At 60.6% G+C, this 23,523-nt stretch carries 15 protein-coding genes; 7 read left to right on the top strand and 8 right to left on the bottom strand.

The window, feature by feature from the left end:
- Positions 1–8 precede the first annotated feature (8 nt).
- The 4 genes from KI231_RS23550 to KI231_RS23535 all read left to right on the top strand — a co-directional run bounded on the left by KI231_RS23550 (position 9) and on the right by KI231_RS23535 (position 6,038).
- Complete coding sequence (locus tag KI231_RS23550) at positions 9–647, top strand: LysE family translocator (protein ID WP_103304603.1); 639 nt, start codon at positions 9–11, stop codon at positions 645–647.
- 2 nt (positions 648–649) lie between these two features.
- Positions 650–1,147 carry a GNAT family N-acetyltransferase gene (locus tag KI231_RS23545; protein ID WP_213026475.1) on the top strand — a complete coding sequence of 166 codons (498 nt, stop codon included), beginning with the start codon at positions 650–652 and terminating at the stop codon, positions 1,145–1,147.
- A 178-nt stretch (positions 1,148–1,325) separates the two neighbouring features.
- Positions 1,326–5,039 (top strand): immunoglobulin-like domain-containing protein, encoded by a 3,714-nt coding sequence (locus KI231_RS23540; protein ID WP_213026474.1) that lies wholly within the window; start codon positions 1,326–1,328, stop codon positions 5,037–5,039.
- Between the two features lie 639 nt (positions 5,040–5,678).
- The gene (locus KI231_RS23535; protein ID WP_213026473.1) at positions 5,679–6,038 is read left to right on the top strand and encodes a DUF6124 family protein; all 360 of its coding nucleotides are present in this window, start codon (positions 5,679–5,681) and stop codon (positions 6,036–6,038) included.
- Positions 6,039–6,328: 290 nt separating this feature from the next.
- On the opposite strand, the gene metR is transcribed toward KI231_RS23535, so the two are convergent.
- On the bottom strand, positions 6,329–7,246 hold the full coding sequence (gene metR, locus KI231_RS23530; protein ID WP_103305460.1) for a transcriptional regulator MetR: 918 nt from the start codon (positions 7,244–7,246) through the stop codon (positions 6,329–6,331).
- Between the two features lie 113 nt (positions 7,247–7,359).
- Between metR and metE the strand changes: the two genes are divergently transcribed.
- On the top strand, positions 7,360–9,672 hold the full coding sequence (gene metE / locus KI231_RS23525; protein WP_213026472.1) for a 5-methyltetrahydropteroyltriglutamate--homocysteine S-methyltransferase: 2,313 nt from the start codon (positions 7,360–7,362) through the stop codon (positions 9,670–9,672).
- A 76-nt stretch (positions 9,673–9,748) separates the two neighbouring features.
- Here the strand turns inward: metE and KI231_RS23520 are convergent, their stop codons facing one another.
- Positions 9,749–15,280, bottom strand: coding sequence for a dermonecrotic toxin domain-containing protein (locus KI231_RS23520; RefSeq protein WP_213026471.1), 5,532 nt, complete (start codon positions 15,278–15,280; stop codon positions 9,749–9,751).
- A gap of 209 nt (positions 15,281–15,489) precedes the next feature.
- Between KI231_RS23520 and KI231_RS23515 the strand changes: the two genes are divergently transcribed.
- Both KI231_RS23515 and KI231_RS23510 read left to right on the top strand, forming a co-directional pair.
- On the top strand, positions 15,490–16,524 hold the full coding sequence (locus KI231_RS23515; protein ID WP_213026470.1) for an alpha/beta fold hydrolase: 1,035 nt from the start codon (positions 15,490–15,492) through the stop codon (positions 16,522–16,524).
- Positions 16,525–16,686: 162 nt separating this feature from the next.
- On the top strand, positions 16,687–17,352 hold the full coding sequence (locus KI231_RS23510) for a DsbA family oxidoreductase (RefSeq protein ID WP_103305464.1): 666 nt from the start codon (positions 16,687–16,689) through the stop codon (positions 17,350–17,352).
- A 203-nt stretch (positions 17,353–17,555) separates the two neighbouring features.
- Here the strand turns inward: KI231_RS23510 and KI231_RS23505 are convergent, their stop codons facing one another.
- The 6 genes from KI231_RS23505 to KI231_RS23480 form a co-directional block, all read right to left on the bottom strand.
- On the bottom strand, positions 17,556–17,885 hold the full coding sequence (locus tag KI231_RS23505) for a GlpM family protein (protein WP_213028833.1): 330 nt from the start codon (positions 17,883–17,885) through the stop codon (positions 17,556–17,558).
- Positions 17,886–17,893: 8 nt separating this feature from the next.
- On the bottom strand, positions 17,894–19,222 hold the full coding sequence (gene aauR / locus KI231_RS23500) for a two-component response regulator AauR (RefSeq protein WP_103305466.1): 1,329 nt from the start codon (positions 19,220–19,222) through the stop codon (positions 17,894–17,896).
- Positions 19,219–21,120 (bottom strand): two-component sensor histidine kinase AauS, encoded by a 1,902-nt coding sequence (gene aauS, locus KI231_RS23495; RefSeq protein WP_213026469.1) that lies wholly within the window; start codon positions 21,118–21,120, stop codon positions 19,219–19,221. Before aauS ends, aauR begins: the two co-directional genes overlap by 4 nt.
- A gap of 241 nt (positions 21,121–21,361) precedes the next feature.
- Positions 21,362–22,096 (bottom strand): amino acid ABC transporter ATP-binding protein, encoded by a 735-nt coding sequence (locus tag KI231_RS23490; RefSeq protein WP_007927141.1) that lies wholly within the window; start codon positions 22,094–22,096, stop codon positions 21,362–21,364.
- Entirely contained in the window at positions 22,093–22,764 is a 672-nt protein-coding gene (locus KI231_RS23485; RefSeq protein WP_103305468.1) for an amino acid ABC transporter permease, read from the bottom strand. The genes KI231_RS23490 and KI231_RS23485 overlap by 4 nt, the downstream gene beginning before the upstream one ends.
- Positions 22,764–23,510 carry an amino acid ABC transporter permease gene (locus KI231_RS23480; RefSeq protein WP_103305469.1) on the bottom strand — a complete coding sequence of 249 codons (747 nt, stop codon included), beginning with the start codon at positions 23,508–23,510 and terminating at the stop codon, positions 22,764–22,766. Before KI231_RS23480 ends, KI231_RS23485 begins: the two co-directional genes overlap by 1 nt.
- Positions 23,511–23,523: the final 13 nt, after the last annotated feature.

Here is a 23,523-nt window from a genome sequence, read left to right as displayed (position 1 = left end):
CGCCCACCATGATCCCGCTTCAAGACCTGCTGATCTTCGCTGCCGCCGCGTTGCTGATGGTGCTGACGCCGGGGCCGAACATGATCTACCTGATCTCGCGTTCGATCTGCCAGGGACGCAAGGCCGGGGTTACGTCATTGCTCGGTGTGGTGGCCGGGTTCTTCGTGCATATGTTTGCCGCAGCCGCCGGTTTGACGGCGGTGTTCCTCGCGGTGCCGATGGCTTATGAAGTATTGAAGTGGGCCGGTGCGCTGTACCTGCTGTGGCTGGCCTGGCAAGCGGTGAAACCCGGCGCGCGCTCGCCGTTCGAAGCCCAGCAGTTGCCGCCGGATTCGTCGCGCAAACTGATCACCATGGGTTTTCTCACCAGCGCGCTGAACCCGAAAATCGCCGTGTTCTACCTCTCGGTGTTTCCGCAATTCATCAGCCCTGAACACGGCTCGGTGTTCACCCAAAGCATCATCCTCGGCCTGACCCAGATCAGCGTCAGCTTCTGCGTCAATCTGCTGATCGCGTTGTTTGCGGCGGGTATTGCTTCATGGTTCGTGCGCAATCCGACGTGGCTGGCGCTGCAGCGTTATTTCATGGGGATGGTGCTCGGCGGTCTGGCTGTGCGTCTGATGCTTGAGCAACGCAGGACGGCCTGACCATGTGGATCGAACGACTGGACGCCAGTCATGCGCTGGCCTATCGCGAGCTGATGCTCGAAGCGTATGACCGGCATCCGCAGGCGTTTACCTCCAGCGTGCGCGAGCGAGCGGTGATGCCGTTGAGTTGGTGGGAGGCGCGTCTGACCAGCAAACTCGATGCAGTGCTGGGCGCATTCGAAGCGGGTGTGCTGGCCGGCATCGTCGGTTTCGCGTTTGAACCGCGTGAGAAGGCCCGGCACAAGGTGACGCTGTTCGGCATGTACGTTTCGGCGGATTTTCGTCAGCACGGTTTCGGTCAGGAACTGGTGCAAGCCGCACTCGCCGAAGCCGGCAGACATCCCGAGCTGAAGCTCATCCAGCTCACCGTCACCGCCGGCAATGACGCCGCGTTCAAGCTGTATCAGCGCTGCGGTTTCATCCAGTTCGGCCTGGAGCCACTGGCGGTGCGGGTCGGCGAAGACTACTTCGACAAGATCCACATGTGGCGTGAGCTCTGACCCTCCACTGTTCCCTCCTGTAAGAGCTGCCGAAGGCTGCGATCTTTTGACCTTCGCTTTTTGGTAATGACCGTTCGTCGAAAACCCGCCCGCACCTGTCAGATCTGACAGGTGCGCAATTCCCCGATCCCACGTTCAATCACTCCGTCGCCCCCACCATCGACCGGAGCCCGCCACCATGACCACGTCCCAACATCCGCTAGCCCTCAAACCGCTGTATTTCCCCGCGCTGGTCACCCTGAATCCTGCCGAGCATTACAGCGGTGGCATCCCCATCCGGGCGGTGGAGGACGATCTGCAAGGCATCATTCCCGCCTGGTTCAACATGAGCATTGGCGACAAGGCCGAGGTGTTCTGGGGCAATGCCAATTCGGCAATCTGGAGCAAGACCCTCGATCTCGATATCGAGCTCAACAAGGACCTGTCGTTCACCATTCCCAAGGCCCACGTGCTCGACGGCGAGGCCAAGCCGGTGTTCTACCGGATCACCTACAAGAACCAGACGTCGGAAGATTCCAAACCCGAACTGATCCTGCTGGTCAAGCTCACGCGGCCCGGCGAATACGATGACATCGCTGGCGATGACGGCCACTCCGATCTGAAGTTTTCCCTCGACCATGACGAGGTCGATGAAACCCTGCCGGCCAAAGGCGTGACGATGCGCATCGTGCCTTACCGCAACCTCACCCGCTACGATCGCATCCTCGCCCGCTGGGGCAGTCAGCAGGTCACTCACGTCGTCACGCCGGAACAGGCCCTGGACCCGGTCCGCCATCCGATCGACGTGGTGTTCAGTCGCGCCGTGATCGAGACGGCGGGTGATGGCCCGGAAGTGGCGGTGGCTTATCAGGTCGTCGATCGCTGCGGCAATTACCCGGACGAGCGCGCGCCGTGGTCGGCCATTCGCAAAGTGCTGGTGGATCTGGGCGGCAATCGACTGGACGTTCCATTGGTGCTGGTCAAAGGCCAGCCGGCCAACAGCATCAATCTCGATCAGCTCGGCGATGACGATGTGGAGGTCCTCGTCAACACGCCGGCAGCTGATTTCAAGGTCGGTGACAAGGTGTTCCTGACCTGGACAGGCACCCCGGCGCAAGGCTCGCAGATCATCGTCGGGCCACTTGAATTGCCGGTCGCGGTCGTATCGTTTCCTCTGAAATTTCCCATTCCCAATGCATCGGTCAGGGCCATCGCCAAGGGCAGCGCCTCGGTCGGCTATGTCTGTAAGCGCAGCGGTGCAGCCGACCGCCCTTCGAAGAACGCCAGCGTCCCGGTGATTGGTGACATCAGCCAACTGCGTGAACCAACCGTGGACGAGGCCCCGGGTGGGACTTTGCCGCCGGAGACACCTTGGGCGACGGTGAACATTCCCTGGTATCCCGGCCGCAACAGCAGCGACCTGATCAATCTGATCTGGCAGGCCCAGGCGCCGGGTGGTAGTACCGTCTATTACGAAGATCCGCGTCCGGTCGGCGACATCGCGGAAAACCAGCCCGTCCAACGCAACGTGAGCAATGCCGAAATCCGGCGCTTCAACGGCCTGAACGTCAAGGTCTTTTACACCGTCACCAACAGCGAAACGGCGCTGCTGAGCGTGCGCGAATCGCTGGTATTTCCGATGCAGGTCGGCGTGGCCTTGCCGACGTTTGACCGACCGGAAGTCGAGGGCGCAGACAATGACGTGCTCGATCCGGACAAAGTGCCGCCGCTCGGCGCCACGCTGGTGGTGCCGTATTTGGGCACCCGCGACAAGGACCGCGTGACCTGGCGCTGGCGCGGTTCGGCCAGCGGCGGCAGCACCAGCGGCCATATCGACCTGATCCCCGCCACCGCCGGCAAACCTGTGCGCATCACCGTAAACAAGCAATACGTGACGGCCAACCTCAACGGCACGGTGGTCGCTGATTACAGCATTCAGCGGGCGGGGGCGACGGTAGGGAACTCGCATGAATTGACGTTGCGTATTGGCGCGGCGCTGGATCTGGACGCGCCGAAGATCAAGGAGGCCAATGGCAGCACCAGCCTCAATCCGTTAGCGGCCAAGGACAGCCTGACTGCCATCGTCGGCTACACCGGTATGGCCATCGGTGATGACATCATCGTCACCTGGACCGGCACGCCGCCGAACGGCTCGGACACCTCCGCGAAAAAAACCGTGACCACGCTGGGGCCACAATCGATCCCGCTGAAAAACGCGGTCGTGGCCTTCAACCTGGGCAAAGCGGTGACGGTGAGTTACACCGTGACGCGCGGTGGTGCGCCGGTGCCTTCGAAAGAGTTGGCGCTGACGGTGCTGGCGATTCCGCAAGAAGAACCGGCATTGGGTAAGCCCTTGATCACGCAAGCGGCGAACAACGGCGAGGGGCCGGAGCTGGACGTCAGAGCCTTGACCGCTAACGCGACCATGCGCATCAACAGTTGGCCGCTGATTGCGCTCAAGCAATACGTCTGGTTGCGCGTGGAAGGCACCAACAAAGACGAAAGCAAATACGACAAGACGTTCTTGCAGCCACCGGGCTCACAGACCAACCAGGGGTGGATCGACCAAGGCTATTACCTGCACCAGATCCCGCTGACCGACCTGAAAAACTTGAAAGATGGCGCTGACCTGACGATGCAGTTCAAGGCCGGGTTGGGTGGCAGTCAGGTCGAGGATGAGGCGGTGACCTTCCCGCCGCGCGTTTACAAAGTCAAAGCCGTGCAGGATGTGAAACCCGTGATCAGCACGGTGAAAGACTCCAAGGGTGAAGACATTCCGCATAACGGTGGCACGGTCGATCCGAAGATCAAACTGACCGGCACTGCGGCACCGCTTCAGGAAGTCGAGGTGTTCGAGGGAGCTGCCACTAAAGGTAAACACCCGGTCAATGCCGGTGGCATCTGGACCTGCGAAATCACACTGACCGGCATTGCCACTCGCACGTTCACTGCCAAGGCGCAGTACGGTACGGGGCAGGTATCGCTCGGCAGAATCCTCACCCTTTCGAATGCCATCAAGCCAAGCATCACCTCGGTGAAAGACTCGACAGGCATTGAAATTCCCTCTAACGGCAAGACGTACGATACCTCACTCAAATTGACCGGCGGCGGTACACCGCGCCTGAAAGTCGAGATCTTTGACGGGCCGACGTCCAAAGGTATAGCGGAGGTGCGTGCCGATAACGGCCGTTGGGAACTTGAGGTGAAAGAACTGAACGCCGCGCTGCACAGTTTCACCGCCAAGGCGCTGTACGCTCCGGGGGAGATATCTGCCGCAAGGACATTAACCGTAATGACGCGTCCTGAACTTATCGTGGATCCGTCCCTGCTCAGAATCAGCGGGTACAACATATCAATCGAAGGCTCGGGACTGCCATGGGTCCTGACTGGCGTCGATCCTATCGGAACCGCGTTCGATCGTAGTGCCGAAGGTGGGGTTCCTCCTTATATCTATGAATCCCTCGATGAGCGCATTGCTTCGGTTGATCGCCTTCTCGGTATCGTCAGAAGTCAAGGCAACGGAAGGACCACTATCAGAGTACGCGACCAGGCGAATCAAATTAAGGAGTTCCCCGTTACCGTTTCCAATGTGGCCCATTACGTATCTTCCAATAATCAGAAATTCAATCATGAGGAATACCTCGCATGGGCGCAAAGCATTGGTGCCGAACCAATCCCAATTCATGAATACGACTATCACTGGAAAATCCTAAATAAAAAATTCATAGCCACTGAGCACTTCTACCCAGACGGCTGGTGGAATGGGGGTGTGACGCAAGGCGGAGAAGGTATCAATGCATTCCGAATGGGCTATAGCTCCCAATCAAAAGAATGGTGGAGCCACGGCGTGTCTTTGAGCAATCAGCTCCCGGGGTTTGCCATGTACCTTCCCGATCAAAAAAAACCTACCTGATCACATCAATAGTGCAACTTTGATTTGCCTTATCCACTGACCCTCCAAGGACAGTGGATGGGGTTGCTCCTAAACTTGCGCTCTTCCAATGATCAGAAACCTGCGTGACTCCTATTGGGACGGGCGAGCGCTTTCGATTAGGGCTGGCCAGTCTCGAGCTCACCTCCGCCGGGGCGGCCGATATGCAGCAACAGGCCCACGCGGCGGCAATGTTGCTGTGCGATGGCTCTGTGGGCGCAGCAGGTTCAGGCTCGGGTTTGAAGGCTGCGATCTTTTGCTTTTAAACAGCTGCGTTTAAATGAAACGGCAAGACACGTAATCAGGCTACACGACCTTGCGTAATTGCCTACAGCTACGCCAGAATCCGCCGGCTTGTGCGCCTTGGGGGCGGGTTCTATTGTGGTGCGGTCGCTGACGAATCAGCGATCGGGTTTAGCGACTCGGATCAACTCAAAGGGTGCATCAGCGTTCCAGGCTGCGTTGCGGATATTTATGTCTGCGATTTCGCTATGGTGGCTGTATGCGGGAGACCTTCGCGGTCTGCCGGGTACCTTTGACCGGTTCGCTAACCTGCGTACAGCTGCCACCCTTCCTGTTTAGCGACAGGATATGGCGGCTCCACTTCAAAGGAGCTTCACCATGATCAAACCAACACCCAACCCGCCCGAAACCGATCTCACCTCACCCTACGAATCCCTCGATTCGAAAAAGCTCAACGACGCCGCCGACCGCGCCCTCGATCACTACCTCTGCCCGCCGGGGTCCACGCCACCTCCCCGTAGAACCCGCAGGATGTACGCCGTTACCGCGGACTTCAAAAACGAGGAGATGCTGGCCGATGCCTTCGAGACCCTTGCTTCAGCAAGAACCATTGCCAGTGACTTCGCCCACCTCTTGCCAGCGTCGCAACGCCGGACGTTGTTAGGGATTGCGCAGCTGATCATGCTCGGGGAGTTGGCGGTGAATCGGGTGCTGGATAATTTGCAGGTGCCGGACTGACACCTGCCTCCTGTGGCGAGGGGATTCAGCGAACCGTCGCACCGCCCCGATCGGCTGCGCAGCAGTCGTAAATCCTGAGTACGCGGTAATTCTGAACATTCGCGGCGACTGGTTTGGGGCTGCTGCGCAGCCCATCGGGGCGGTGCGATGGTTCGCTAAACCCTCTCATCACAATGACTAGGTGGATCGAGCCTGCTCGCGATAGCGATCTTTCAGTCAGCATCCAGGTGACTGACACACCGCTATCGCGAGCAGGCTCGCTCCTACAGGGGAGGGTGGCGTTGTTTCGATCAGCGTACGGCGCTGACGCCATCCAGGGTCGAGAACGAGGTGTCCTTGGCCGTCAGCAAAAAATCGCGCATGTACGGCGCATCGAGCATGTCCGCACGGATCGCTGCGTACAGCGTGGCGAACAGACCTTTCTCGCCCAGCCGCTTGCCCTTCACGTAACCACGCGAGCTGTATTCATGCAGCGCCCAGTGCGGCATGCCGCAGACGCCACGGCCGCTGGCGACCAGTTGCATCATCATCACCGTCAGTTCCGAGGTGCGTACTTGTGCCGGTTCGATGTCGGCCGGTTCGAGGAAGCGCGTGAAGATGTCCAGACGATCGCGTTCCACCGGGTAGGTGATCAGCGTTTCCGTCAGCAAATCCTCAGGGACGATGTACGGTTTGCTGGCCAACGCGTGCTGATTGGCCACCGCGAGCATGGCTTCGTAAGTGAACAACGGCACGTAGGTAATGCCGGAGATGTCCAGCGGGTCGGAGGTCACCACCAAGTCCAGGTCGCCCCGGGCCAGCGCCGGCAGCGGGGCGAAGGAGAAGCCCGAAGCGAGGTCGAGTTCGACTTCCGGCCACGCATCGCGGAACTGGTCGATGGTCGGCATCAGCCACTGGAAGCAGCTGTGGCATTCGATCGCCATGTGCAAACGTCCGGCGGTGCCGCCGGCCAGGCGACCGATATCACGCTCGGCGGCGCGCAGCAGCGGCAGAGTGGCGTCGGCCAGTTGCAGCAGGCGCAGGCCGGCGCTGGTGAAGCGCACCGGTTTGGTCTTGCGCACGAACAACGGCATGCCCATGCGCTCTTCGAGTTCCTTGAACTGGTGGGACAGCGCCGATTGGGTCAGGTGCAAACGATCGGCAGCATCGACCAGGCTGTCGGCTTCGCGCAGTGCGTGCAGGGTTTTCAGGTGACGGATTTCAAGCACCGGCTGGCTCCATGAGGAAAACTTGTGATCAACACGAAAAGGTTGAGTTTGTCTCATGTTGGTCGGGCTGTCGACAATGGCGCCATCTTTTACGCAAATGGAGCACCTTCGACATGGCCGTGGCCCACACCCTTGGTTTTCCGCGCATCGGCGCCGACCGCGAACTGAAAAAAGCCCTCGAAGCCTACTGGAAAGGCGATCTCGATCAGGCCGCGCTGAACCAGGTCGGCTGTGATCTGCGCGCCGCTCACTGGCAGTTGCAGAAAGATGCCGGCATCGACCTGCTGCCGGTCGGCGACTTCGCCTGGTATGACCAGGTGCTGACTCATTCGCTGACCTTCGGCGTGATCCCCGAGCGTTTCGACAATGTGCGCGATGAACACGGCCAGCCGAGCCTCGATACGCTGTTCGCCATGGCTCGCGGCGCGACGGCAGGCTGCTGCGGCGGCGAGCACGGCAAGACTCAGTACGCCCAAGAGCTGACCAAGTGGTTCGACACCAACTACCACTATCTCGTCCCGGAATTCACCGCTGACCAACCGTTCAAGCTGAGCTGGGAACAGCTGTTCGACGAAGTCGAAGAGGCCCGGGCACTGGGGCACAACGTCAAACCGGTGATCATCGGCCCGCTGACTTACCTGTGGCTGGGCAAGGCCAAAGGCAATGAATTCGACAAACTCGATCTGCTTGAACGCCTGCTGCCGGTGTACAACGAAATCCTCGGCCGCCTCGCTGCCCAAGGCGTGGAGTGGGTGCAGATCGACGAACCGATCCTCACCCTCGACTTGCCGCAAGCGTGGAAAAGCGCCTTCGAACGCGCTTATCACATCCTCCAGTATTCGCCGCTGAAGAAACTCGTGGCGACCTACTTCAGTGGTCTGCAGGACAACCTCGGCCTGGCCGTGGGCCTGCCGGTGCAAGGACTGCACATCGATGCGGTGCGGGCACCGGAGCAACTCGGCCATGTGCTGGATCGCCTGCCGACCTACAAGATTCTTTCGGTGGGCCTGGTCAACGGGCGCAACGTCTGGCGCTGCGAACTGGAGCAGGCGCTGGCGCAACTGCAATCGGCGCAGGAGCGTTTTGGCGACAACCTGTGGGTCAGCAGTTCCTGCTCGTTGCTGCACAGCCCGGTGGATGTCGAGCGTGAAGACAAGCTCGATCCGGAACTCAAGAGCTGGCTGGCGTTTGCCGTACAGAAGTGCAGCGAAATCTCGGTGCTGCGCGATGCCTTGAACGATCCACAAGCGCCCAAAGTGCAAAACGCACTGGCTCAGAGCCGGGCGATTCAGGCCAGCCGTGCGCAGTCGTCGCGCATTCATAAACCCGAGGTGCAGGCGCGGATCAGCGCGATCAATGCTGAGGACAGTCAGCGTCATTCGCCGTTTGCCAAACGCATCGCCCGGCAACAGGCGCGTCTGCAATTGCCGACGTTCCCGACCACTACGATTGGCTCGTTCCCGCAGACCGGTGCGATCCGTCTGGCGCGTCAGGCGTTCAAGCAGGGCAAGCTGTCGGCCAACGATTATCACGACGCCATGCGCAGTGAAATCCGCCACGCCGTGCAGGTGCAGGAACGCCTCGGCCTGGACGTGCTGGTACACGGTGAAGCCGAGCGCAATGACATGGTCGAGTACTTCGCCGAGCAGCTCGACGGCTACCTGTTCACGCGTTTCGGCTGGGTACAGAGCTACGGTTCGCGCTGTGTGAAACCGGCGGTGATTTATGGCGACCTCAGTCGTCCGCAAGCCATGACCGTTGACTGGATCACCTACGCGCAGAGCCTGACCGACAAGGTCATGAAAGGCATGCTCACCGGTCCCGTGACCATGCTGATGTGGTCGTTCCCTCGCGAAGACGTGTCGCGCAAAGTCCAGGCGCAGCAATTGGCGCTGGCCCTGCGTGATGAAGTGGTGGATCTGGAACGCGCCGGGATCAAGATCGTGCAGATTGACGAAGCCGCTTTCCGCGAAGGCCTGCCGCTGCGCCGGGCGCAATGGCAGGAGTATCTGGATTGGGCGGTGGAAGCGTTCCGTCTTACGGCCTCCGGCGTCAACGATGAAACGCAGATCCACACCCACATGTGCTACAGCGAATTCAACGACGTGATCAAGGCAATTGCCGCCATGGACGCCGACGTCATCACCATCGAAACCTCGCGCTCGGACATGGAATTGCTGGAAGCCTTTGAAGCGTTCGACTACCCGAACGACATCGGCCCGGGGGTCTACGACATTCACTCGCCACGGGTGCCGGACACTGCCGAGATGGTCAAACTGATGAGCAAGGCAGTGAAGCGGATTCCCGCCGAGCGCCTGTGGGTCAACCCCGATTGCGGCTTGAAGACGCGTGCGTGGCCGGAGACGGAAGCGGCGCTGGTGAACATGGTGGCGGCGGCGCGGCAGTTGCGCAGTCAACTGGCGTAAACCTCTGGCCTGTCGATTGATGCAGAACACCCGCTGAGCCAAAAAGCCAGCGGGTGTTTTGTTTTAGGGACGGCGATCAAAGCGCTTCGAAATGCGTCAACACCGCCGACTGTTTACCAATATCGGCATATGGCAGGCTGGCGTTATCGGCATGAGTCAAGAAGCGGTGTTCAGGCAGTTTCAGGTGGGCCTTTTCGAATGTGCGCATCACCGGCGTTGCGCTGGCGTAATGAAAGTGGGCATACCACAGTAGCTCATTGGGGATCAGGGTCTGATCCCAGATCTCATACTCCTGCAGGTAGTCTTTGCGCGCTTTTGGTTTGCTGAGGTTTTTCAGCAGGCTGGGTTTGCGGATCTCTACGGCCTCCTGTTCGATCAGGTCCAGCAGCATGCCGTCAGTGGGCCTTTTACTGGTCAGTGACTGGCGGGTACGCAGGTTGCGACCGGTGGCTATCAGCTCGTTGGCCTTATTGCGTAGTTGGGGAATGACCGGATCCTGCGGCGCGACGTTCGCGATCCGGTCGGCGCGGTGTCTCAGCTCTGCGGCTTCACTGACCATCATGTGTTCAAGGTCGACCGGCAGCATGTCCTGATCGGCGTAGGACTCGACCCGGGCCCGATAACTCGCCTGAAAGTCCAGGCGTTTGCGCGCTTCGTTTACCAGTGTCGACAGGCTCAGTTGAGGCGGCGCCGGTGGCGCAGACTCTGTCAGTCGATACTTGCCGCTTGCGGTCTGTTCCCAGACTTCGCCGCTGTTCATTTCGAACTGAAGCTTCTTGTTTTTCTTGTCCCATCGCTCTACGCCGATCAGCCATTGATCGTCTTCGGTGGGAAAGACTTTGCGATTGATACTGCCTTGCGGTGGCGTGGCATGCACCGGGGTGCCAATGTTTTTGCGCGCCTGTTCGCCGAGCTTTTCTATCCCGGAGATCAGCGGCTCTATCAGTTCTTCATGGAAATACTGCGGGTAGCTGGCGGTCCAGACTTTCATTTCACGGATAAATTGCGCGTACGTATCGACGCAGTCTTGAAGAATGGCATCGCGCTGTACGCGGGTGACGTTGGCGCTGAGCAGATCGTGATGGGTATTGAGCGCACGGGCGACCTTTTCCCGTAATCGGCGCGCCTGCCCCAGCAGATAAATCCATGAAGCGTCGCCGACGCTACCGGCACGCTGTACCGCCTCAAGGCGTTGATAGGTTTTCTGAAAGCTCAGTAGAAACGGACTGTGTTTGGCGTTCAGGTCATCGACAAGGCTGGCCACCAGTTTCTTGTCCGCCGCAACGCGAACGCGTTCATACCAATGGTTGACGTCAACCCTGAGGTCTTCCATCCGGTCCAGTTTGCGCAGGTATTCCAGCCGCAGTTGGCGGCGCTCTTCCATCAGTGTCAGGCGTTGCGCGAGAGCATCGTGCGGCAGTTCATCCAGTTGCCTGTTCAGTTCCAGGATCCGTTTTGTCAGTGGCACGGTACTGTGCGAGTTGTGAATGGCGCGGCGTGTGTATCGGTCAGCCAGGAGTGCGGCGTTTTTGCTTTGCATCTCGATCAAGGCGCGACGTTTGTTGCCGTGGGTCAGCGGTTCCAGTTCGAGCAATGCCTGATAACGTCGGGTAGCCAGTTCAATATCACCGATGGCGGCAGCTTCGGCGGCAGGCAGAAGGGGTTGGCGTGCCGCATCCGTCTTCGCTGCGCCATAACGGTTGATGGTTACGTCGCTGTTTCCGCCGCGTCTTTCCAGTTGCACGGCAAGGTCGTCGGCGAGCTCGGTCAGGTAGTGATGACGGCGAAAGGTCCGGTCCGCCCACCAGCGCGGCAGGCGTTGACGAATTGCCTGCGGCCAGATCGGATCAAGCGCATCAGCCAGATGCCCAGCCACATTTCCGCCACCCAGACCACCGCCCTCGAACGTACTGCCGTAGACGCCGAACCAGGTGTCCCATTCGCCGTTTTCATTGAGTGCGACCGGTTGTTTGTAGGTGGCCTTGCGCGTGCCGCGCAAGCGCCAGTTGCGTGAATCGTTGCTGCGCTGCACCTCGAAGATCCGCCCCTGACGCAGAATGAAATCGCCGTCGGCATGCCGGTAAATGCCGCGATACACGCCATCGCGGCCCGGTTGCAGGCCGGCCAGGGAAATCGGTTTTTCATATTCGTAACCGGAGAACCGTGCCGCGAGATGTCGAGCCTGACGCCGGGATGTGTTCTTTAGCGCTGCCGTGGTTCTGAGTAAAACGCGCATCTGGCGTGCGCGAGTCATTGAGCGGGCCGCACGCGACAAGGCCGAAGACGCCAGTTCGCCGGGCAGCAGATCCATGGCCGCGTCGATCAATGACAGCAGGACCGATTCGAGTTCGGCCAGACCGTCACCGACCTCGCCACGCAGAAACGCGGCCACCGCCTGGTTGGCCGCCGTCCAGGCATCGTAAACGGCGATGGCGCTGCCGATGAAGGGCAGCAGGCCGATGGCCATTTTCAGGTAGTTGAACGCGCGCGGTCCCTTGAGCGCGTGGCGTTCCATGTACAGCGCATCGTTGGAGCGCGAGGTGCCGCGATGGGCTTCGATCAGTCGTCCCATGTGCGCATCCAGCAAGTGCGCGGCGAACGAGGTACTGGCCGGCCAGCGCTCGCCGACGCCAATGATCGCGTCGAAATGCTTGAGCACGGCCTGGTTGAGCCGGCTTACGTGCGCCCGGACTTTACCCTGCAAGGCCCGGCCGGCCAGATAGCGGATCCAGGTGTCCTGTGTGCACATTCTGTACAACGCCATGCGCGCTGCTTCGAGGTTGTCGTATCGGCGCAGAAAGTGGTCGTCGGGACTGTCGGGCAGGTACAGCAGAGTGATGCCGCTGACCTGCTCCTCGATGAAGGTCACACCGGACAAGGTGACTGCACCTTCATTGGGCGTGTCCGTGCCGCCGGCGCTGAGATAGGCCGGAAGAATGACCACGCGTTTGCGCTCGGATCGCCAGGCTTGCGCGGTGTTGGCGTCAGCAGCAATGGTGAGGATCTGCAATTCCTCCAGGCTGATGTGGTGTTGCAAACGGGCGAATTCACCTTGCAGTCTGAGCATCGCGCGCCAGGGTTCGATCAGGCATTCGCGGCGATGCTCCCTGACGAAAGCCGATTCGTCGGACGCGCCGGTGAACGCTTCGCGAATGCGTTTTTCGTAGGCCTGGGGCAGATCCAGTTCCGGCAGCACGCGTTTCAGCCAGGTCAGGGTGAGACCTTTTTTCAAGGTTTCAGCCTCGACCGCATCGCTTGCATTGACCTCCACCCGCATGTACGTCAGGCGCAGTGAAAGCGGTTCGAGCTGCATCGATGGCGTGTTGTCGATGTTCAGTTGGGCCAGTTCCACCAGCGGCATTTTGCTGCGGGTGGCACTGGGCTCCAGCACCAATTCATAGCCCGAGTGGCCGGGAGCGGGTTTGTAGCGTTTGACCATTTTTACCGAGTCGGGCAAGTCGAGGGTGATCTCGAAACTGCCCTTGAGTGCGAAGTCCTTGCGCAGTCGCTCATGCAGATGTGTGCGGGTGAAGTCGTCCCGTGGTTCCAGAGCGAGGGTCAGTTGCTTATGGCTGCGTTGCATCGCGAGCAGGAACGTCTCGGTCAGTTGCTTGAGCGCACTGCGCTCAGTCTTGCCGAGCCGGGCGAGCCAGTCCGGTAGCGTGTCGGCGAGCGTGCCGCTGTTTGCCTGCTCCAGCACCTGAGTGAACGCCAGGCTGCGAGCGGCGTTGACCGGCACCTGTAACGTGCCGAGGCTGCGCTGGCGCAGGTCGGCGAGTTGTTCGTCGTACTCGGCTTTTTTACTCGTGTCGGCAAGGCGCGAGCGCAGGAGGCCGGCCTGTTCGTCGAAGTCACTGGTCAGTTGGTTGAGGCCATGCTGCAGCGGATCACCGCTGATTTTTTTCAACTGCAAGGCAAGTACCGTGTCCACCTCGGCAATCTTGAATACCTGCTGTTCCAGCGCCCGCCGATTGGCGAAACGTTGCAAACCACCGCCGGTGCCCGGCCAGTACAGCAATACGCTGTGCGCAGACGCCCGATCGAGCAATGCCTGCGGGTGGGTCATGACAAACGGGCCGTTGAGTTCAGCGGGGGCCGAGCTCTCGGCATCCGGCTCATGTGTAGACAGGATCAGGCTGGCCGCGACATGCTCGGCGCCGGGGTTTTGTGGCGTGTCGAGCAGGGCCTTGATCCGGTCTCGTTCGTCCTGGTTCAGTTCGGCCAGCAAGCCTTGTAATTCGGCTTCGGCGTGCAGACCGCTCTTGTGCGCCTGGTGCAGGGCGGTGAACTCACGGTTGAACGTCGTCAGATCGAGGACGCGCGCACGGCCGAGCAAGGCAGTCGCAGCCTTGTCAGCGGATTGCTCGGCGGTCTCCAGCGTCTCGTGTGCCTGCTTGAAAGGTTGCAGGGCGGTGTTGGCATCGGCGCTGTCGAGCAGCGTTTCGAGCGCGTCGCGGTGCCGGTTGAGCGCTGCCTGGCGCAGGGGCCAGGGAATGTCGGCGTAGAGGCTGCCGAACAGGGCCTGCTGCTCAGGCTTGATCACTACGTTGTCGAGCGTTGGCGGCGAGGCAAACACCGCGCCGGTCTTGCGCTGATGATCGGTCTGATCGACGTTGTCGAGGGCCAGGCTGGCCTGTTCGTACAGGTCCGCTTTGCCGACACTGCCATTGCGCAGCGCATCGAGCTGGGCTTTGTATTGGTGAGCCAGCAGATCGGTCATGCCTGCCGTCAATGGCAGGTGTCTGCCGGTGTATTCAAATTTCAGGTCGGTGTGCGGCAGACCGGCGGGTACCAACGGTTGCGTCGATAGCCAGGTCTCAAGGTCCTGACGTTGGGCAAACACCTGGAATGCTTCGGGTCGCAACGGCAAGTACAACCACTGGGTGACCGGCGCCTCGGTCCCGAAACTGATGACCCAGGCAGCGGGCAATTTGACCTTGCTGCCATTACTCAGCACCAGTGACAGTTGCTCGGTGGTGATGGCGGGTGTGGCGGCGCTGGCCTCCTGTAGTGTGGCGAGCGCCAGCAATTGTTCGGCGGTCAGGCTGCGCCGGGCGAAGGCGAGCTGCGCGGCCGCGTCCAGATGTTCGCGGTACAACTGGCTGGCGCGCTCGCGGCGCGATACCGGGCTGCCCGGCGCGCGGGCATCCCAATAGGTGTTCCAGCGCGCCTCCAGGGCCTGTTCGAGGGATAGCGCCTTGAGCTTCGCGAGCAATTGCACCGGCGTGATGCCGAACAAACTGTGAGCGGTAGAAATGCCGGTGACCTGACAGGACGCATCGACGGCAATTGTTGCCGATGGCTGCTGCAAGACAAAGGCACACACCTGCACCAGCGGGATGAACCGTTGCGGACGCGGATCCTGCGCGTCAAAGAGCAGGCCGACGCCGGTTTGTTCCAGATTCAGGTGCTGCTTGAGCACCTGTAACAGCGTGTCCCGCGCGGCAGGCACTTGGGCAAACAACTGGTGCAACGCCTCGCAGCTTTCTCGCCAGCGGTGGGCGGCATCCAGCAGCAGACCCTCGTCGTGGTGGGCCGGCAAGCGCCCTGCGGTCGACTGGACGGGCGGCTCAAGGGTGGGGGTGTTCAACAATAATCGATCGGGCATGGTTAACGGCTCGCGGTGGGGAGCGGCGGAGGCGCTCCGGTCCTGAGCCATTCAACGGCGAAAGCGCTCGGCCATGGCGGTAGATAGTTATCGCCGTGATGGTGACCGCTCGGCACTCTTCATCAAACTGTCATCGAACTGTGGCAGCGCGCTTGTACAAACTTCATCAGACTCGCGCTCTACTGGGGTTCTGCGTTTCGGTGTTTTTCATGGGTAAGTTTTTTCTCTCGATCGCGGCCGTGCTGGCCGCGCTTTTGTTCGGCTCGCCGGCCTACGCCGCCTCACGGTGCGACGTCAATGTGCCGACCGAACGGGTCGACCTGGCGCAGGTGAGCCTGGCCTACCAGAGCATTGGCCGGGCGTCGGACCCGGCGCTGCTGCTGGTGATGGGCCTGGGTGGGCAGTTGATTCACTGGCCGGACGAAGTGGTGGTGGCGCTGTGTCAGCAGGGCTTTCGGGTGATCCGCTATGACAACCGCGATGTCGGTCTGTCGACCTGGCGGCAGGCCCCGGTCGAGGCCAATCTGACCTTTGAAGTGTTGCGCTACAAACTCGGGTTGCCGGTGGCGGCGCCGTACACGTTGACCGACATGGCCGACGATGCGCTGGGTTTGATGGATGCGTTGCACGTCGAGCAATTCCATGTGCTGGGCGCGAGCATGGGCGGGATGATCGCCCAGCACCTGGCCGCGATGGCGCCGCAGCGGGTCGAGAGCCTGACGTTGATCATGACCAGTTCCGGTGCCGAAGGTTTGCCGGCGCCGAGTGCGGCGCTGGTGCAGTTATTGTCGCGACGCGGTGCGCCCAACCGCGAGGTGGCGCTGGAGCAACAGGCTGACTTGCTGGCCGCGCTGGGCAGCCCGGCGGTCACCGATGATCGACAGGTTTTGCTGCAACAAGCGGCGGCGTCGTATGACCGTGCGTTCAATCCCGAAGGGGTCAAACGGCAGATCATGGCGATCCTGGCGGAGCCGAGCCGGGTGGCTCTGCTCAATCAATTGCGGGTGCCGACGCTGGTGGTGCATGGCACGGCCGATCCGTTGCTGCCGGTGATGCATGGCGTGCATCTGGCGGCGCATATTCGTGGCAGCCAGTTGAAGCTGATTCCCGGGTTGGCGCATCGCTTTCAAGAGGCCTTCAAGGCACCGCTGCTGGCGGCAGTGTTGCCGTATTTGCAGGCGCACCGTGAAGACACTTCGCACTGGGCGCAGATTGAGCCGGTGGTAGGCGGGAATCTGCTGTAACCGAAATATCGTGGTGTTGCTTCTGTCCTCATCGCGGGCAAGCCACGCTCCCACAGGTTCGGTGTGATCCTTGTGGGAGCTGGCTTGCCAGCGATAGGGCCATCACTGTCGCTGCAAGACCTGACAGGTGTATCGTCTGGATTTTGCCGTGCGAGGTGAGTCATGAATTCCACTCTGAACATCGACTTCGTCAGCGACGTTTCCTGCCCCTGGTGCGTCGTCGGTCTGTACGGCTTGCTGCAGGCGCTGGAGATCCTGCGTAACGAAGTGCAGGCCAACATTCATTTCCAGCCGTTCGAACTGAACCCGAAGATGGGCCCGCAAGGGCAGAACATTACCGAGCACATCGGCGAGAAATACGGCTCGACGCCGGAGCAGTCGCAGAAGAATCGCGAGGCGATTCGTGCCCGTGGCGCCGAACTCGGGTTTGCCTTTCGCACCAACGGCAACAGTCGCATCTACAACACCTTCGATGCGCACCGCTTGCTGCATTGGGCCGGGCTTGAGGGTTTGCAGTTGCCGTTGAAGGAGGCGTTGTTCAGGGCTTATTTCAGCGATGGCGGCAATCCTTCCGATCACGGCCAACTGGTGCAGATTGCTGAAAGTGTCGGGCTGGATCGTCAGCGTGCCGAGGCGATTCTGGCGTCCGATGAATTTGCCGACCAGGTGCGCGAAGACGAGCAATTGTGGTTGCAGCGCGGGGTGAGTTCGGTGCCGACGGTGGTATTTAACGGCCAGTACGCGGTGACGGGTGGACAGCCGGTGGAGACGTTTGTCGGCGCGATTCGGCAGATTATGGCTGAGTCAAAAGGTGGCACCGTCAACTGAAAAGCTAAAAGCCCCTCACCCTGACCCTCCCGAAACGTCGGACCGCCCAGAGGGAGAGGGGACTGAATGGGGGATGCTGGAGTGATACGCCGACCTGAGGGTGTTGTAGCGAATCCATAATCGACTGGATCTTTCAGGTCGATGTCAGACGCAAGACACCTCGATCGGCCCCCTCTCCCGGAGGGAGAGGGCTGGGGTGAGGGTCAGCTGTGCAGGCGCACCCAAACGGTCACCAACACAGTGGCGGCCATCAACCAGGCCACCGCCGCGATGGCCAGTGACGCTTCCAGCCGCAACCGGTCGACCATCACATACAACGTCGCCAGATACACAAAATACGGAATGATCGACCACATCCCGAAGACGATGGTGGTCTTCAGATCATCCACCGAGCGCCCCTTGCCAACGATGTAATGGGCGATCAGCGCAAACGTTGGAAACAGCGGCACCAGGCCCGCGATGTAATAGTTTCTGGTCTTGGCCAGTGCCGCGAGAATCACGACAACCGCGGCACCGAGTGCGGCTTTCAGCAGCAGATCCATCAGTGGCTCAACCCGTATTTTTTGACTTTGTCGAACAGCGTGGTCTTGGCCATACCCAGCTCCAGGCTGGCCTGGGTCAGGTTGCCGCCGCTGCGGTGCAGGGCGTCGCTGAGCAGGTTGCGCTCGAACGCTTCCACCGCTTCGGCAAACGCCAGACCCTGACCCGCACTGCCCGCGCCGGACTTCTTGAAGGCCGGCAGGCCGAGGGCGAAACGTTCGGCGACGTTGCGCAGTTCACGCACATTGCCCGGCCAGTCGTGGCTCATCAGGCTCGACAGGGTCTGGTTGTCCAGTTCCGGCAAGGCGCGGTCGAAGCGCAGGGCCGACTGCTGGGTGAAGTGTTCGAACAGTTGCAGGATGTCTTCGCGGCGCTCGCGCAATGGCGGCAATTCCAGCGTGACCACGTTGAGGCGGTAATACAGGTCGCTGCGGAATTCGCCGGCCTTGCTCGACTCGTCGAGGTCGGATTTGGTCGCTGCGATCACCCGGCAATCCACCGCCACGCTCTGGTTCGAGCCGAGGCGTTCGAGGGTGCGTTCCTGCAGCACGCGCAGCAGTTTGATCTGCAACGGCAGCGGCATGCTTTCCACCTCATCGAGGAACAGCGTGCCGCCGTCGGCGTGTTCGATCTTGCCGATACGGCGTTTGCCGGCGCCGGTAAAGGCGTTGGCCTCGTGGCCGAAGATCTCGCTTTCGAAAAGGTTTTCCGGCAGACCACCGCAGTTCAACGCGACGAACTGCTTGCTGTGACGGCGGCTGAAATCGTGCAGGCAACGGGCGACCAATTCCTTACCCGTGCCAGTCTCGCCTTCGATCAAGACGTTGGCCGAAGTGTCGGCGACGTTGGCGATCAGTTCACGCAGGTTCTGCATGGCCGGCGAACGGCCGATGATCCGGCCTTCAAGGGAGTCGCGCTCGGCCAGTTGCCGACGCAACGACGAGACTTCGCGCGCGAGGCTGCGTTGCTCCAGCGCACGACGGGCGACGTCGACCAGACGCTCCGGCGAGAACGGTTTTTCCATGAAGTCGTAGGCGCCTTTCTGCATCGCGCCGACCGCCATGGAGATGTCGCCGTGACCGGTGATCAGCACCACTGGCAGGCTGCGGTCGCGTTGCTTGAGGCGGGTCAGCAACTCCAGGCCATCGATGCCCGGCAGACGAATGTCGCTGATGACGATCCCGGCAAAGTTGTCGCCGACACGCTCCAGCGCCTCTTCGGCACTGCCGACACCGACGCAGGGAATGTCTTCCAGTGTCAGCGCTTGCTGGCAGCCGAGCAGCACATGGGGGTCGTCTTCGACGATCAGCACACTAAGGTCGTGGTTCATATTGGCTCGGCAGGAGTAGGGCTTACCAACGGTAAACTGAGGACGAAGGTGGTACCACCGCCACCGGGGTGTTCGACACCCAGATGGCCACCGGTGGCGGCGGCGAGGCTGGCGGAAAGGGTCAGGCCCAGACCCAGGCCTTGCTCGCCGGGTTTGGTGGTGAAGAACGGTTCGAACAGATGCTTGCGCGCTTCGGCGTCGACACCGTGGCCGTTGTCGCGCACCCGAAGGCGATATTTGCCGTTGAACTCTTCACCTTCCAGCCACAGTTGTGGCAGCGGTTGCGCTTGCATGGCGTCGAGGGCATTGCCGATCAGGTTGACCAGAATCTGTTCGAGGCGGGTCTGGTCAATGTGCAACTGCACATCAATAAATTGCCGGTGCAGTTGCAATGCCGGGTTTTCCAGCCGTGCGCCGAGCAACTGCAGCGCCGCGTCCACGGCTTTGCCGAGGCTGGCCTGGCCCTGATTGTCACCCCGGCGGGCAAACGAACGCAGGCTGGCGGTGATACGGCCCATGCGGTCGATCAGGTCGTTGATGGTCTTGAGATTGGTGCTGGCGACATCGAGCTGACCACGCTCCAGAAAACGTACGGTGTTGCCCGACAACGTGCGCATCGCCGCCAGTGGCTGATTCAATTCGTGGGCGATGCTGGTGGACATCTGGCCAATGGCGGCCAGTTTTCCGGCCTGGACCAGTTCATCCTGAGCGCGGCGCAACGTCTCTTCAGCCTGGCGCCGTTCACGGATCTGGCTTTTCAATCGATCGTTGCTGGCGCGCAGGTCGGCGGTGCGTTCGGTAATCCGACGCTCCAGTTGGTTGTTGGCTTCCTGCAAGGCTTCGCGGGCGGCGAGGCGGGTGGCGATGACCTTGCGCCGCTCGTTCCAGGCGATCAGCAGAAACGCCACCAAGGCAAACGCGACGGCGACCAGAATCCCCTGATTGATCGCTTCACGGCGCAGATCCTGCAACGGCGTGAGCAGGGTGAAATTCCACGGCGTATCGCTCAAGAGGCGGGTCTGCGCCAGATAACTGATGTTTTCTTCGTCGGAATCAACTTCGCTGTTGGCCGGGAAGGTGAGTTTTTCTACGCCCTCGGCCAATGTTTCGCGGGCCAGCGGTTGCAGTTCGTTGAGCGGGAACCAGTAGTACTGCAGGCTGCGGGCGAGTTTCTCTTTGGTCTCGTCACTCAACGGCACTACCGATTTGAGGCGCCGGGCCGGATCGCTGGAGAGAATGATGATGCCGTTTTCATCGCTGACAAAGGCTTCGAGACGCGCCCGTTGCCAGCGTTCTTCCATGGCTTCGAGGCGCACCTTGACCACCGCGACGCCGACAATCTTGCCGTGTTCTTCGAGACCATGGGCGAGGTAGTAACCGGGTTCGCCGTTGGTGCTGCCAATTCCGTAGAACCGGCCGGGTTCGCCGCGTACGGCTTTTTGAAAATAGGCGCGGAAGGACAGGTCTTCACCCAGGTAACTGTCGACATCGCGCCAGTTGCTGGTGGCCATGACGCGGCCGGTGGTGTCCATCACATAGATGGCCCGACTGCGGCTGCGCCGATTCAGGCCTTCGAGGTAGTCGTTGACCGTTTGCCGGTGTTCCGGCGTCGGCTCGGCCAGCAGTTGCGGGACACTGGTTTCCAGTTCCAGCAGGCTGGGCAGGTAGGTGTATTTGCTGATCTCGCTTTCGACCGCGCGGGCGTGCAGTTCCAGCTGACGCTGGCCGTTCTCGCTAAGGCTGCGAATGCCGAAATGCTCACTGGTCCAGAAGCCGATAAAACCCAGACCGATCATCAGCGCGATGACCAGTGGCGGCAGGAACAGATGACGAATCAGACGGGGCTTCACGGCAAGTGATGGCGGCGCGGCGCGATAGAGAGTGGGGTCGCATTTCATCACAGATGCCTTGGGTCAACCACAACACTTGTTTGTGAATCACCGCTGGTTTGGAGGTGAACTCTGTGGCGAGGGGATTTATCCCCGATCGGCTGCGCAGCAGTCGTCAAACCTATGCACGCTGTTTGACTTTGAAGTGCTGGGGCCGCTTCGCAGCCCAATCGGGGATAAATCCCCTCGCCACAGGGGATCTCATTGTCAGGCAGCCCGCTCCCCATAGTCGGGGAGCGGGTTGGTGCTTTTAGTGCTGCAGGATTTTCTCGAGGAAGTGCTGCGCGCGTTCGGAGCGGGCGTTGATGTCGCCGAAGAACTCTTCTTTCGGGCAGTCTTCGATGATCTTGCCGGCATCCATGAAAATCACGCGGTCAGCCACTTTGCGGGCGAAACCCATTTCGTGGGTCACGCACATCATGGTCATGCCTTCGTGAGCCAGTTGCACCATCACGTCGAGCACTTCGTTGACCATCTCCGGGTCGAGCGCCGAGGTCGGTTCGTCAAACAGCATGACGATCGGGTCCATCGCCAGCGCACGGGCAATCGCCACACGCTGTTGCTGACCGCCGGACAGTTGGCCCGGGTGCTTGTGGGCGTGGGCCGACAAGCCAACGCGCTCGAGCAGTTGCAGACCTTTCTTGGTCGCCTCTTCCTTGCTGCGGCCCAACACCTTGATCTGCGCGATGGTCAGGTTTTCGGTGATGGTCAGGTGCGGGAACAGTTCGAAATGCTGGAACACCATGCCCACGCGCGAACGCAGTTTCGGCAGGTTGGTCTTCGGGTCGGCAATCGAAGTGCCGTCGACGACGATGTCACCTTTCTGGAACGGTTCCAGCGCGTTGACGCATTTGATCAGGGTCGATTTGCCGGAACCCGACGGGCCGCAGACCACGATCACTTCGCCTTTTTTGACCTCGGTGCTGCAATCAGTCAGCACCTGGAAGTCCCCATACCACTTGTTGATGTTCTTGATAGAGATCATACGGCGAACCTTTTTTGCAGACGCTTGACCAACCGCGAGGCGGCGAAGCTGATGATGAAGTACACGAGCCCCGCGAAAATCAGGAACTCATTGGAGCGGCCAATGATGTCGCCACTGGCGCGGGAGGCGTTGAGGAAGTCCACCAGGCCCACGGTGTAAACCAGCGAGGTGTCCTGGAACAGGATGATCGACTGTTGCAGCAGCAACGGGGTCATCTTGCGGAACGCCTGGGGCAGGATGATCAGGCGCATCATCTGCCCGTAGCTCATGCCCAGCGCTTGCGCCGCGCCCATCTGGCCTTTCGGGATCGACTGCACGCCGGCCCGGACGATTTCGCAGAAGTACGCCGCTTCGAACATCATGAACGCGACGATGCACGAGGTGAACGCGCCGATCGGGGTGTCTTCGCCGGTGATCCAGCGCAGCACGAACGGCACCGCCAGATAGAACCAGGTGATCACCAGCAGCAGCGGGATCGAACGGAAATAGTTGACGTACGCGCCGGCAACGTTCGACAGCAGTTTGTTATGCGACAGCCGGCACAGCGCGAGAATGGTGCCGAGAATGATCCCGCCCACCACGCCCATGGCCATCAGCTTGAGGGTCATCACCATGCCGTTCCACAAACCGGGAATGGCCGGGACGATGCCACTGAAATCGAATTCCATTATTTACCCCCCACGGAGATCAGGCCGGGCACGGCAACTTTCTTCTCGACCAGGCGCATCAGCAGCATCAGGCTCATGTTCAGGGTGAAATAGATCAGGGTCGCCAGGGTGAACGCTTCGAACAGGTTGGCCGAGAATTCGGCGGTCTGTTTGGTCTGCGCGAGCAGTTCCATCAGACCGATCAAGGACGCCACGGAGGAGTTCTTGAACACGTTCAGAAATTCCGAGGTAAGCGGCGGAATGATGATCCGGTAGGCCTGGGGCAGCAGCACGTTCCAGTAGATCTGTGGCAGCTTGAAACCCATCGCACGGGCGGCCGATTCCTGGCCACGCGGCAGCGCCTGGATGCCGGTGCGCACTTGTTCGCAGACGCGCGCGGCGGTGAACAGGCCCAGGCACACAACGACGCTCAGGTAAGCCGAGGTGGTCGGGTTGAGGTCCTGCTTGTACCACTCTTGCAGGTCCGGCGGCAGCAGATCGGGCACCAGGAAGTACCAGATGAACAGCTGAACCAGCAGCGGCACGTTACGGAACAGCTCGACGTAGCAGGTCGCAATGCCCGACACGATGCGGTTCGGCACGGTGCGCATGACACCCAGTATCGAGCCCAGCAGCAGGGCGATGATCCAGGCCACGATGGCGATGGCAATGGTCCAGCCCAGCCCGGAGATGAACCAGTCGAGATAAGTCTCGCTGCCCACGCCGGTGGACTTGAAGAACACGCCCCAGTCCCAGTTGTAATTCATTAGGGTCTCCCCT

Origin of the sequence: Pseudomonas sp. Seg1, from assembly GCF_018326005.1 — a bacterium.
Lineage (GTDB): Bacteria > Pseudomonadota > Gammaproteobacteria > Pseudomonadales > Pseudomonadaceae > Aquipseudomonas.
Note: the sequence above shows the minus strand (reverse complement) of the source record. Positions and strands in the feature narration are given on the sequence as shown.